This window comes from Streptomyces sp. SS1-1 (assembly GCF_008973465.1).
Taxonomy (GTDB): Bacteria; Actinomycetota; Actinomycetes; order Streptomycetales; family Streptomycetaceae; genus Streptomyces.
Genome location: NZ_WBXN01000004.1, coordinates 7,327,522 through 7,339,967, shown reverse-complemented (window position 1 = coordinate 7,339,967; position 12,446 = coordinate 7,327,522). Strand labels below are relative to the sequence as shown.

General features: G+C 72.6%; 9 protein-coding genes. 5 read left to right on the top strand and 4 right to left on the bottom strand.

Annotation, left to right across the window (positions count from 1 at the left end; translation table 11 throughout):
- Nucleotides 1–106: 106 nt before the first annotated feature.
- Nucleotides 107–655: a DinB family protein gene (locus tag F8R89_RS34915; RefSeq protein ID WP_151787769.1), complete on the bottom strand. Its 549-nt coding sequence runs from the start codon at nucleotides 653–655 to the stop codon at nucleotides 107–109.
- A 161-nt stretch (nucleotides 656–816) separates the two neighbouring features.
- Here F8R89_RS34915 and F8R89_RS34910 point away from each other — a divergent pair, with 161 nt between their 5' ends.
- A complete protein-coding gene (locus tag F8R89_RS34910) occupies nucleotides 817–2,139 on the top strand; it encodes an SGNH/GDSL hydrolase family protein (protein WP_225994583.1) in 1,323 nt (440 codons plus the stop codon).
- A 96-nt stretch (nucleotides 2,140–2,235) separates the two neighbouring features.
- On the top strand, nucleotides 2,236–2,598 hold the full coding sequence (locus F8R89_RS37265) for a response regulator transcription factor (RefSeq protein ID WP_151787768.1): 363 nt from the start codon (nucleotides 2,236–2,238) through the stop codon (nucleotides 2,596–2,598).
- Nucleotides 2,599–2,618: 20 nt separating this feature from the next.
- Here F8R89_RS37265 and F8R89_RS34900 read toward each other — a convergent pair whose 3' ends face one another.
- Nucleotides 2,619–3,164, bottom strand: a complete 546-nt coding sequence (locus F8R89_RS34900) for a GNAT family N-acetyltransferase (RefSeq protein ID WP_151787767.1) — start codon at nucleotides 3,162–3,164, stop codon at nucleotides 2,619–2,621.
- A gap of 181 nt (nucleotides 3,165–3,345) precedes the next feature.
- Here F8R89_RS34900 and F8R89_RS34895 point away from each other — a divergent pair, with 181 nt between their 5' ends.
- The 3 genes from F8R89_RS34895 (at nucleotide 3,346) to F8R89_RS34885 (ending at nucleotide 9,029) form a co-directional block, all read left to right on the top strand.
- Nucleotides 3,346–4,134, top strand: coding sequence for an SAM-dependent methyltransferase (locus F8R89_RS34895; RefSeq protein ID WP_151787766.1), 789 nt, complete (start codon nucleotides 3,346–3,348; stop codon nucleotides 4,132–4,134).
- Between the two features lie 282 nt (nucleotides 4,135–4,416).
- Nucleotides 4,417–7,269, top strand: coding sequence for a PQQ-dependent sugar dehydrogenase (locus tag F8R89_RS34890; RefSeq protein ID WP_151787765.1), 2,853 nt, complete (start codon nucleotides 4,417–4,419; stop codon nucleotides 7,267–7,269).
- A gap of 17 nt (nucleotides 7,270–7,286) precedes the next feature.
- A complete protein-coding gene (locus F8R89_RS34885; protein ID WP_151787764.1) occupies nucleotides 7,287–9,029 on the top strand; it encodes a ThuA domain-containing protein in 1,743 nt (580 codons plus the stop codon).
- Nucleotides 9,030–9,100: 71 nt separating this feature from the next.
- On the opposite strand, the gene F8R89_RS34880 is transcribed toward F8R89_RS34885, so the two are convergent.
- Together F8R89_RS34880 and F8R89_RS34875 are read right to left on the bottom strand one after the other, a co-directional pair.
- Nucleotides 9,101–11,635 carry an FtsX-like permease family protein gene (locus F8R89_RS34880; protein ID WP_151787763.1) on the bottom strand — a complete coding sequence of 845 codons (2,535 nt, stop codon included), beginning with the start codon at nucleotides 11,633–11,635 and terminating at the stop codon, nucleotides 9,101–9,103.
- Nucleotides 11,636–11,638: 3 nt separating this feature from the next.
- Nucleotides 11,639–12,406 (bottom strand): ABC transporter ATP-binding protein, encoded by a 768-nt coding sequence (locus F8R89_RS34875; RefSeq protein WP_151787762.1) that lies wholly within the window; start codon nucleotides 12,404–12,406, stop codon nucleotides 11,639–11,641.
- Nucleotides 12,407–12,446 lie beyond the last annotated feature (40 nt).

The following is a 12,446-nucleotide window of genomic DNA, read 5'->3' as shown; positions in this document are numbered from 1 at the left end:
GCATGCGCCCGTGGTTTGACAGCCGTCAAGTGTTCCGGGTGTGGGTCACGCGCGGCGAGAGTGCGTGCCGGGCGGCAGGCGGCAGGCGGGACTTCGCGGACACGGCCTACGTTCCGGTGACCCCGGTGACCCCGTCGAGCCGTTCGCGGATCAGGTCGGCGTGGCCGTTGTGACGGGCGCACTCCTCGATCAGGTGCACCAGGATCCAGCGCAGGGAGACACCCGCGTCACCGACGATCCCGGCATCGCGCTCGGACAGGCGCCCGACGTCGTCGAGCGAGGCTCCGGCGGTCAGTTCGCGACCCCGGGCGATCTGGGCCCGCCAGGCGGCCGTCGCCTCCTCGATCCCACGGTCCGGATCGAGCGCGAAGCCGTGCCCGTCGCCGTCGCCGTCGCCGAAGACGGGCGGGACGTCCAGGGACGCGAAGATCCGCTGGAACCAGTTGCGTTCGACTTCGGCCATGTGCTGCACGAGCCCGAGCAGCGTCATCGAGGAGGGGGGAACCGCCGCCTGCCGCAGCCGGGCGTCGTCCAGGCCCGCGCACTTCAGGGCGAGGGTGGCGCGGTGGAAGTCCAGCCACGCCTCCAGCATGGCGCGTTCGCCGGCGTGCGGGGGCGGTACGGGCCGTCCGTCCGGTGTCGTGGTCGTCGTCATCGTCCCACCGTGGCAGCAACGGGCGTACGGCGCATGCGACTTCGCCGCCGACGAACACCCGGCGTGTGCCTGCACCCTTCGTCGATCGGGGTTGCCGTTACGGGGGCGGGGAAAGGCTCTTCACGCTCGTGACACCCGTCCCACGGGAAGGACAGGAACCAATGAGCTCTCTTCTCCCCCACACCCCTCACCGCCTCGGCCGCCTCCGGCGTCTGCGTGCGGGCCGCCTCGCCGCCGCCCTGGCGTTCGCCCTCACGACGTCGGTGGTCGCCGCCTCCGCCCCCACCGCCGCCGGGGCGCAGCGACCGTCGGCCTCGAAGGGCTGGTTCACCTCATGGGCGAGCTCCCAACAGGGGCTCGCCACCGAGCAGTTGAACGACCAGTCCGTGCGCATGATCAGTCATCTGAGCCAGGGCGGTGACGCGCTGCGGGTCCGTCTGCAGAACACCTTCGGGCAGACGCCGCTGACGGTGACGGCGGCGACCGTGGCACACACCGACGGTGCCGGCGCGGCGACGGACGGCGCCCCGGTTTCCGTCACCTTCGCCGGGAGCCGCACGGTCGTCGTGCCGGCCGGGGGTGAGGTGTGGAGCGATCCGGCCCGGCTCGGCACGGCCGCCCAGGACGACGTCGCGGTGTCCGTCTCCGTGTCCGGCACCGTGGCCGCGGGCGTCCACAACAGCGCGTTCCGCACCAACTACCTGACCCCGCCCGGCTCCGGCGACCACACCGCCGACGCCTCGGGCACCGCGTACACGCGGACGACCGGCGCCACCTACCTGGTCAGCGCCGTCGACGTGCACAACCCGCGGCTGCGCGGCACGCTCGTCGCGTACGGCAGTTCGGTGGTCGACGGCACCGGGTCCACCGACTGCGGGCCGGGCTGCCAGCGTCCGGGCGAGAACCTGCGGTGGACGGACGGCGTCGCGCGGCGCATCACCGAAGAGCTGCCCGCCGACCGGCAGTTCACCGTCGCCAACGCCGGCATCGGCGGCACCACCAGCGCCGCCACCTGTCCCCGCATGGACCCGTCGCTGCGCGGTCTGGACGCGGTGTCCCGCCTGGATCGCGACGTCCTCGCCCTGCACGGGGTCACCGGCGTCCTCTTCTACTACGGCACCAACGACCTCGCCGCCGGATGCGAGGCCGGGCCGATCCTGGACAGCTACCGGGACGTCTTCCGGCGGCTGCGGGCCGCGGGCGTCAAGGTCTACGTCACGCCCATCACCCCGCGCCCCGGCTACTCGGACCAGAACAACCGGGACCGGCACACCGTCGGCACGTTCGTCTCGACGTGGAACACCTGCGCCGGGACCTGTGACGGCGTGCTGCCCTTCGACCAGGTGCTGCGGGACCCCGTGAAGCCGAACAGCATCAACCCGCCGTACGACACCGGGGACGGCGTGCACGCCAACATCGCCGGTCAGCAGGCGCTCGCGGACATCGTGTCGCTCCCCATGCTGGCGGCGTCGGCGTCCCGCTGAACGCGCAGGACCGGGCGATCACTTCGGTGCCGCGGTGGCGACATGTCCCAGCTCTGCCGGGGCGAAAACGAGTGACACCGTGATCGCCGCCGCCGGATTCTGCCGGGCTGGTGGACCGGAACCTGTGCGACGTCGGCGTGCTGCTCGCGGGACAGCAATCCGCTCGCCGCCCCAGTCGCGCTGTTCGAGCGGTACCGGGAGGACGCGGTCCCGCTGGACGTCGATGACCCGGGGCCGGTCGCCGGGACGGACGGCGTCGGCGGCCCCGGCCCGCTGTCCGCGACGGACCGGCGGCTGCTCGCCCTGCTGGTGGCCGGCGTCGCCGACAAGGCGGTGGCCACCCAGCTGGGGCTGAGCCGGCGCACGGTGCGGCGGCACATCCAGCGCATGAGGGAACTCGCCGGCGCGGCGACCCGGATGCGGCTGGCGTGGCAGGCCGCGCGGCGGGGCCGGCTGTAGGGCGCCGTACAGAGGCGGGGTCACCCGGCGGGCGCCACCGGAGCCCGTCGGCCGAGCCACTGCTCGGCGCCCCAGGCCCGGAACACCTCCACCTCGGTGAACCCGAGCTTCGCCGCGAGGCGCAGCGAGCGGGTGTTGGCGGTCTGCGTGGCGAGCACCACCGGCTCACCGGGCAGGCGGGCGTCGATCCAGTCGAGCGCCGCCGCGCACGCCTCGGCGGCGTACCCGTGCCCCCACACCCGCGGCAGGAACAGATAGCCGAGGTCGAGCTTGCCCACGGCCTCCTCCGCGCGGTGCTCGGTGACCCTCCGGACCAGGACCTGCCCGATCATCCGCCCGTCGAACTCGACGACGAAACTTCCGGGCCACGACTCGGGCACCGCGGGCACCCCCCGCTCGAGTTCGTCACGCTCCCGGGGACCTCCGAGGTAGGTGTGCACCTCCGGCGACGCCAGCAGCTCGATGAAGGTCGCCCGGTCCCGGGCCTCGGCGGCGCGCAGCACGAGCCGTCCGGTCCTGATCGGTGCGGGCGGCCAGGTGACGGGTCCGAGGTCGGGGTCGGTCATACACGGCAGGGTAGGGGAAGCCGGTTCCGTCTGTACGCCGACCCGGCGTCACATGCCGGCCGTGTGGTGTCCGACCGGTTCTCGTCCCCAACTCCTCGCCCATACACGGGAGATGGTTGAGCGACGTAAGATCGTCTGGCGTACGCGGCCTGTTCTCCCCCACCGGCGCGATGGAGCTGACATGACGACCGATTCCCAGCCGTCCGTGCAGATCGACACCAGCAGGGCCCATCCGGCCCGTGTGTACGACTGGCTGCTCGGCGGCAAGGACAACTACCCCGTGGACGAGGCGGTGGGTGAGCGGCTGCCTCCGGAGGCGCGTGACGGCGCCCGGCAGAACCGGCAGTTCATGCACCGGGCCGCCGCCTGGCTCGCCTCCCAGGGCACCGACCAGTTCCTGGACATAGGCACCGGCATCCCCACCGAGCCGAACCTCCACCAGGTCGTGCAGAACGTCGTCCCGGCCGCCAAGGTCGTGTACGCCGACAACGACCCGATCGTCCTGCGGCACGCCGAGGCGCTGCTGATCAGCACGCGCGAGGGGGCGACCGACTACATCCAGGCGGACGTGCGCGACCCGGAGTCGATCGTCAAGCACGCCCGGCGCGTCCTGGACTTCGACCGGCCCGTCGCGCTGTCCCTGATCGCCCTGATGCACTTCATCAGTGACGAGCAGGACGCCCACGGCATCGTCCGCGCGCTGGTCGACACCCTGCCGTCGGGCAGCCACCTGATCCTGTCGCACGCCTCGTCCGACCTGTTCCCGGAGCTCTCGGACCAGGTGGTCGCCGAGTACGCGAAGGGTGGCATCCAGCTCGCGTTCCGGCCTCGCCCGGAGGTGGAGCGGTTCTTCGACGGGCTGGACCTCGTGGCGCCGGGTCTGGTGACGGCGACCGAGTGGGCGCCGTCGTCCCCGGCGGCCGGGGCGGAGCCGAGCGGCATCTACGCGGGCGTGGCGCGCGTGCGCTGAGCCGCGTCCGCGACGAAGGAGGAGCCGGGCACCCCGAGGAGGGCGGGGTCCGGCTCCACCACTTTGTCTCCGCCATGAGAAAAGTGACGAGATCTTGTGCGGAAGGGGTTACGAGCGCGGACGAAGCCCGCTAACTTCCGGGAATCGAACCGTTCATGAGGCCCGACGGAACCCGCGGGCCTGTGCTCGATGGCGCGACGGCGCGCGCCCGCAACCCCCCACCGGCGGCCGTCCGGCGTTATTCCGGCGACCGCCGCCACCCCGTCTCCCATGGAGTACTCCATGCGCACGAGATCGCCCTCGCTCAGACGTGTCCGTACGGCGCTGCCGGCCGTGGTGTGCGCCCTCGCCCTGGCCCTGCCGCTGGGCCCCGCCACCGCGGCCCCGAGCGGCGAACCCGCCTCCCGCGCGGCGGCGGCCGAGGACTTCCAGCAGGTCACCCTGGCCAAGGGGGTCGCCGAGACCGGCGAACCCATGACGATGACGGTGCTGCCGGACCGCTCGGTCCTGCACACCGCGCGGGACGGCACGCTCCGCCGCACCGACGCCGCCGGCACCACCACCGTGGCGGGCAGGCTCGACGTCTACAGCCACGACGAGGAGGGCCTGCAGGGCGTCGCCGCCGACCCCGGCTTCGCGTCGAACCGGTTCGTCTACCTGTACTACGCCCCGAAGCTCAACACACCGGCCGGGGACGCCCCTTCGGACGGAAGCGCCTCGGACTTCACGCCGTTCGACGGGGTGAACCGGCTGTCGCGGTTCGTCCTGAAGGGCGACAACACGCTCGATCTCGCCAGCGAGAAGAAGATCCTGGACGTTCCCGCCTCCCGCGGCCTGTGCTGTCACGTCGGCGGCGACATCGACTTCGACGCGGCCGGCAACCTGTACCTGTCGACCGGCGACGACTCCAATCCGTTCGCCTCCGACGGCTTCACGCCGATCGACGAGCGCGCCTCCCGCAACCCGGCGTACGACGCCCAGCGTTCGGCCGGCAACACCAACGACCTGCGCGGCAAGATCCTGCGGATCAAGGTCGCGGCCGACGGCTCGTACACGATCCCGTCCGGAAACCTGTTCGCGCCCGGCACCGCGAAGACCCGGCCCGAGATCTACGCGATGGGCTTCCGCAACCCGTTCCGGATGAGCGTCGACCGGGCCACCGGCGTCGTCTACGTCGGTGACTACGGCCCCGACTCCGGCACCGCCAGCCCCTCCCGGGGCCCCGCCGGACAGGTCGAGTTCAACCGCGTCACCAAGGCCGGCAACTTCGGCTGGCCGTACTGCACCGGCAAGAACGACGCCTATGTGGACTTCGACTTCGCGACCGGCACGTCCGGGTCCCGGTTCGACTGCGCGGCACCCAGGAACACCTCGCCGCGCAACACCGGCCTGACCGAACTGCCGCCCGCCCAGCCCGCCTGGATCCCCTACGACGGCAACTCGGTGCCGGAGTTCGGCAACGGCTCGGAGTCCCCCATGGGCGGCCCGGTCTACCGGTACGACGCCGCCTCCTCCTCGGACGTGAAGTTCCCGCAGGATTACGACGGCGACTTCTTCGCCGGCGAGTTCGGCCGCCGCTGGATCAAGCGGATCGAGGCCGGCGGCGACGGCACCGTGCAGTCCATCAACGCGTTCCCGTGGGCCGGCACCCAGGTGATGGACATGGCCTTCGGCCCGGACGGCGCGCTGTACGTCCTGGACTACGGCACCGGGTACTTCAACGGGGACGAGAACTCCGCGCTGTACCGCATCGAGCATGTGACCGGTGGACGCGCCCCGTTGGCGCAGGCCAAGGCGAGCGTCACCTCCGGGAAGGCCCCGCTGTCCGTGTCGTTCTCGTCGGCCGGCAGCAGCGACCCCGACGGGGACACGCTCAGTTACGCGTGGACGTTCGGCGACGGCGCCACCTCCACCGCCGCGAACCCGTCGCACACCTACACCGCCGAGGGCCAGTACACGGCCACGCTGAAGGTCACCGACTCCACCGGCAAGTCCGCCACGGCCTCCGTGCAGATCACCGTCGGCAACACCGCCCCGACCGTGCGGATCGACACGCCCGCCGACGGGCAGATCCACGACTTCGGCGCCGCCATCCCGTTCAAGGTGACCGTCACCGACCCGGAGGACGGGACGATCGACTGCTCCCGGGTGAAGGTCACCTTCATCATCGGGCACGACAGCCACGGACATCCGCAGACCTCCGCCACCGGCTGCACGGGCACCCTGCAGACCCTGGCCGACGGCGAACACGACCCGAACGCCAACATCTTCGGGGTCGTCGACGCCGAGTACACCGACAAGGGCGCGGCGGGCCAGCCCGCGCTGACGACGCACGACCAGCGGGTCACCCAGCCCAGCCACCGGCAGGCCGAGCACTACGGCGGCTCCTCGGGCGTGCAGATCATCCAGAAGACACCGGCCCACGGCGGCCGTACGGTCGGGGAGATCCACAACGGCGACTGGATCTCCTTCACGCCGTACAACCTGGCCGACGCCCGGACGTTCACGGCACGTGTCTCCTCGGCGGGCGCCGGCGGGACCATCGAGGTGCGGACCGGCTCCGCGACCGGCACCCTGCTCGGCACGGTCACCGTGCCCGTCACCGGCGGCTGGGAGACCTTCCAGGACGTCACGACGTCCCTGAGCGACCAGCCGGCCGCGTCGGCTCCTCTCTTCCTCGTCTTCAAGGGTGGCAGCGGTGCCCTGTTCGACGTGGACGACTTCTCCTTCACCACCGCCTCGGGCGGGAGCAGTCGTTCGGGCGAGGTGCGGGGTGTGAACGGCAAGTGCCTGGACGTGGACAACGCGGGCACCGCCGACGGGACGAAGGTGCAGATCTGGACGTGCAACACCACCGCCGCCCAGCGCTGGACCGTCGGCACCGACAGCACCTTCCGCGCCCTCGGCAAGTGCCTCGACATCGACAACGCCGGCACCGCGGACGGCACGAGGATCCAGCTGTGGACCTGCAACGGAACCGCAGCCCAAGTGTGGACTCCCCAGACCGACGGCACCGTCCGCAACCCACGCTCCGGCAAATGCCTCGACGCCTCGGGCGACACCTGGAACGACGGCACCCCCGTCCACCTGTGGACCTGCCACACCGGCCCCAACCAGAAATGGACCCTGCCGTAGAAGGGAGGCACCTCGTGATGCGCACTCTGCTCAAAGCGGCCACCGCGATGTTCGCCGGCGCCGCGCTCTGCATGTCTCCCCAGGCCGCCGCACTGCCGGGCGACGCACCGCACGCGCCGGTCGCGGCGCCCGCGGCCGACCCCGCCTACCGCGTCCTGGTCTTCTCCAAGACGGCGGGCTTCCGTCACTCCTCGATCGACGAGGGCGTAGCAGCACTGCGTGACCTGGGTGCGGCGAACAACTTCACCGTCACCGCCACCGAGGACGCGGGGGCCTTCACCGCGGCCAACCTGAGTCAGTTCCGCGCGGTCGTCTTCCTGTCGACCACGGGTGACGTGCTGGACGGCGCCCAGCAGACGGCGTTCGAGCAGTACCTCGGCGCGGGCGGCGGGTACGTCGGCGTCCACGCCGCCGCCGACACCGAGTACGACTGGCCCTTCTACGAGGGCCTGGCCGGCGCGCTCTTCCAGTCCCACCCGGCGATCCAGCCGGCCACCGTCAAGGTCGAGGACCGGGCGCACGACGCCACCGCCCACCTGGGCCGCACCTGGCAGCGCACCGACGAGTGGTACAACTACCGCACCAATCCGCGTAGTTCGGCCCATGTGCTGGCCTCGCTCGACGAGTCCAGCTACTCCGGCGGCACCATGTCGGGCGACCATCCGATCGCCTGGTGCAAGGACTACGCCGGTGGCCGCGCCTTCTACACCGGGGGCGGTCACACCGAGGAGTCGTATGCGGACCCGGCCTTCCGGCGGCATCTGCTCGGAGGGGTCCGCTGGGCCGCCGGGCTCGTCCAGGCCGACTGCCGCCCGGAGACCGGCTACACGTCCCTGTTCGACGGCGGCGGCACGTCCGGCTGGAGGCAGGCGGGCCCCGGTGGCTTCACATTGTCCGACGGGACCCTCACCTCGCACGGCGGCCTCGGCCTGTTCTGGTACGACGCCCAGGAGTTCACCGGCGACTACTCGCTCAAGCTGGACTGGCGGATGACCGGCGACGCCAACTCCGGTGTCTTCGTGGGCTTCCCGGCCTCCGACGACCCGTGGTCGGCGGTGGACAACGGCTACGAGATCCAGATCGACGCCACCGACAGCGCCGACCGGACCACGGGGGCCGTGTACGGGTTCAAGTCGGCCGACCTCGCCGCCCGCGACGCGGCGCTGAACCCGCCGGGCAGCTGGAACACGTACGAGATCCGGGTCACCGGGGAGCGGCTGGAGGTGTTCCTGAACGGGCGCAGGATCAACGACTTCACGAACACCGATCCGGCGCGCAGTCTGAGGCAGGGGCACATCGGGCTGCAGAACCACGGCGACGGCGACGAGGTGGCGTTCCGCAACGTCCGGATCAAGCAGGCCGGGAGCCCGTCCGGTCCGCGCACGGGCGAGGTGCGGGGTGTGAACGGCAAGTGCCTGGACGTGGACAACGCGGGCACCGCCGACGGGACGAAGGTGCAGATCTGGACGTGCAACACCACCGCCGCCCAGCGCTGGACCGTCGACACCGACAGCACCTTCCGCGCCCTCGGCAAGTGCCTCGACATCGACAACGCCGGCACCGCGGACGGCACGAAGATCCAGCTGTGGACCTGCAACGGAACCGGCGCCCAGCAGTGGGTGCCGCAGACCGACGGCACCGTCCGCAACCCCCGCTCCGGCAAATGCCTCGACGCCTCGGGCGGCACCTGGAACGACGGCACCCCCGTCCACCTGTGGACCTGCCACACCGGCCCCAACCAGAAATGGACCCTGCCATGACATAGGGCTCCGACAGCCGCCGGCCCCCGCTCGCCCGGTGCGAGCGGGGGCCGGCGGCCTGCCCGGCGCCGTTACTCGCGGAGCCCGATCCCCCGTACCGGGCTGACGCGCAGCACCCGGCCGATCGGCAGGAGCACGGCGACCAGGGCCAGGGTGACCGTGCCGGCGACGATGGTGATCCAGCCGAGCGCGGGGACGTAGGGGACGCGTTCGCCGGTGACGGCGTTGACGACCGAGGACAGGGTGACGGCGGCGATGGTCCCGCCGATGGCGAGGGCGACGCCCAGCAGTCCGGCCTGCTCGGCGTGGACCATCCGCTTGATCTGTCCGCGGGTCACCCCGACGAGCCGCAGCAGGGACAGCTCCCTGGTGCGGGCCAGCGCGGCCATGATCAGGGTGTTGGCGGCGGCGAGGACGGCGTAGCCGACGAGGACGAGGATGAGCATCCGGTTGAGCCAGGCGCTGACGGCGAGGTCCGCGCCGAGTTCGGCGGTCAGCCGGTCCGTGCCGGTGACGCCGGCCCCCGGGTACTGGCGGGCGAGGCCGGCGAGGGCGGCGCTCACCTCGGCCGGGGAGGCGTCGGCGGCGGGGCGGACGAGGACGTGGTCGTCGAGGTTCGTGCGGGTGTGCCCGGCGAGGGTGGCCTTGCCGAGGGTGACGTCGCCGAAGCCGAAGCCGCGGTCGTAGACGGCGACGACCCGCAGGGTGGCGGGGCTGCCGTCGCCGAGCCACAGGCGTGCCCGGTCGCCCACCTTCCAGCCGGCCGCCCCGGCCAGGGACGCGGACACGGCGACGGTGTTCTTCCCGTCGAGGTCTTCGAGGTCCCCGGACCGCACGCCGAGGTCCATGGTCCGGTCGGCGCCCTTCGGGTCGATGCCCTGGGCGAGCACGGTTGCCGGTTCCAGACCGCCGCGCACGATGACTCCGGTGCGCCGTACTCCGGTGGCCGCCTCGACACCCGGGATGCGGCGGGCCCGGTCGGCGGCGGACGCGGGCAGGCCGGTCGTGCCGACGAGGGCGTGCTGGGCGCGGGTGCCGTCGTGGGACTGGGCCTCGGTCTGGCGCTGGAGGTTGTCCTGGAGGAACCAGACGGTGCCGCCCAGCCCGATGGACAGGACGAGCGCGGTGAGGACGGCCACCATGCCTCGGGCGCCCGCCCGCAGGTTGGCGGCGGCGAGGTAGCCGCTGTTCCCCCACACCGTGCGCAGGACGGGGGTGAGGAGGCGGGCGGCGCCCTGGTTGATCCAGGGGGCGAGCAGGGCGATGGCGAGGACGAACGTGTAGAGCATGCCGATGGCGGCGCCGAGGGCCGTGTCACCGCCGGTGGCGCCGGTGAGCCCGATCAGGGACACCCCGGCGGCGAGGAACACCAGCCCGGACACCAGGCGGGTCCGGCCGCCGAGGCCCTTGTCGACGGCGGCCTCGCCGAGCGCCTCGGTCGGCCTGATCCGCGTGGTGCGCAGCGCGGCGATCCACGCGGCGGCGAGGGCGACCAGGGCGACGGCGGCGGTGACCGCGAGGCCGGACAGCAGGCCGCCCTGGACGGTGAACGTGCCGGGGACGAAGTGCCGTTCGACGAGTTCGTCACGGAGCCGGCCGGTGGCGGCCAGGCCGACCGGGACACCGACGAGCGCGGCCAGGACGCTGAGCAGGCCCACTTCGGCGAGGATCATCGTCCGGACCTGGCCGGGGGTCGCCGCGACGGCCCGCAGCAGGGCCAGCTCGCGGCGGCGGTGACGTACGGACAGGCCGACGGTGGAGGCGGCGGTGAACACGATGATGGCGGCGGCGTACCCGCCGAAGGCGCCGCCGGCCTGGACGGTGAGGTCCCGGGCGGCGGCCGCCTCCGGTTCCTCGGCCAGTCCGCGGTCGGCGCCGACGTAGGTGGTGGCTCCGGCGTGATCGGCGGCGCGGCGGACCGCGGCGACGACGGCCGCCCTGTCGGCGCCGGGTTCGGCGAGCACGCCGATGGCGTCGAAGCGGCCGGGACGCGGGTCGAGGCGGGCCGCACGGGCATCCGTGAAGAACAGCGTGCTGCCGCTGCCGGCGCCTGCGGCCTCGACGACACCGCTGACCTTCAGGGTGAGGGTGCGGCCGCCCGTGACGATCTCGGTGCGGTCGCCGGGGCGCAGGCCCGCGGCGTCCGCCAGCCGGGAGTCGACGGCGATGTCGCCGTCGCCGCGCGGCGGCGATCCGGCGAGCAGCTTGTACGGGGCGAGCGCGGCGCTCGCCCAGCCGCGCCCGGTCACGGGGGTGTCCGGCGCGGCCGGTGACACGGCGGGGATCCACCGCTCGCCCACCGCCTTCGACACGCCCGGCACGTCGGCGATCCGGGTCACGAGGGAGCCGGGGACGCTGCCGCGCTCCGGCAGGGTGAGTGTGGTGGACTCCTCCTCGCCCAGCACCTTCTGAGTGATCGTCAGGTCCCGGTCGGCGACGACGGCGACGGTCCGGGCGTAGCGCTGGGGCGTGCCGTGGTACCGCAGTCCCGACTCCACGAGCAGGGCGCAGGTCATCAGGACGGCGACACCGGCGGCGAGGGCGAGGAAGGTGGCGGCGAAACCGCCCTTGCGGAAGCGCAGCATCTGCGCGGCGAGTGACAGCACGGCTCAGCCCTCCCCGTGCACGGCGTACTGCCGGCGGCCGAGCCGGGCGAGCTGCTCGGCGATACGGGCGGCTCCGGGCTGGGGCATGTCCCGTACGACGCGTCCGTCGGCGAGGACGACGACGCGGTCGGCGTAGGAGGCGGCGACCGGGTCGTGGGTCACCATGATCACGGTCTGGCCGGCGTCGTCGACGACGGCCCGCAGCAGGGCCAGGACGTCGGCGGCGGTCTGGGTGTCCAGGGCGCCCGTCGGCTCGTCGCAGAAGATGACCTCGGGGCGGGAGACCAGCGCGCGGGCGATCGCGACGCGCTGCTGCTGTCCGCCGGACAGTTCGGAGGGCCGGTGTGTCAACCGGGCGCCCAGCCCTACGCGTTCGACGATCTCGGCGAGCCAGCGCGGGTCGGGGGCGCTGCGGGCCAGCCGGGACGGCAGCAGGATGTTCTGCTCGACGGTCAGGGCGGGCACCAGGTTGAACGCCTGGAACACGAACCCGACGCGGCCGCGCCGCAGTGCGGTGAGGTGCTTCTCCGACAGCGTCGACAGGTCGGTGCCGCCGATCCGTACGCGGCCGGAGGTGGGGCGGTCCAGTCCCGCCGCGCAGTGCAGCAGGGTGCTCTTGCCGGAGCCGGACGGCCCCATCACTGCGGTGAAGGTGCCGCCGCGGAAGTCGAGGTCGACGCCGGCGAGGGCCGCGACGGGCTGCTCGCCGTCGTACGTCCTGGTGACGCTCTCCAGGGTGACGGCGGGTGCGGCCGGGGACGACGGGTGCATGGGAAACGCCTTCCGGAACAGAGGAGTTGAGGTGGAGAGC

Excerpts from the sequence above, each read along its gene's own strand:
- F8R89_RS34915 (WP_151787769.1), bottom strand. The coding sequence starts at position 655 with ATGACGACGACCACGACACCGGACGGACGGCCCGTACCGCCCCCGCAC.
- F8R89_RS34910 (WP_225994583.1), top strand. The coding sequence starts at position 817 with ATGAGCTCTCTTCTCCCCCACACCCCTCACCGCCTCGGCCGCCTCCGG.
- F8R89_RS34900 (WP_151787767.1), bottom strand. The coding sequence starts at position 3,164 with ATGACCGACCCCGACCTCGGACCCGTCACCTGGCCGCCCGCACCGATC.
- F8R89_RS34895 (WP_151787766.1), top strand. The coding sequence starts at position 3,346 with ATGACGACCGATTCCCAGCCGTCCGTGCAGATCGACACCAGCAGGGCC.
- F8R89_RS34890 (WP_151787765.1), top strand. The coding sequence starts at position 4,417 with ATGCGCACGAGATCGCCCTCGCTCAGACGTGTCCGTACGGCGCTGCCG.
- F8R89_RS34885 (WP_151787764.1), top strand. The coding sequence starts at position 7,287 with ATGCGCACTCTGCTCAAAGCGGCCACCGCGATGTTCGCCGGCGCCGCG.
- F8R89_RS34875 (WP_151787762.1), bottom strand. The coding sequence starts at position 12,406 with ATGCACCCGTCGTCCCCGGCCGCACCCGCCGTCACCCTGGAGAGCGTC.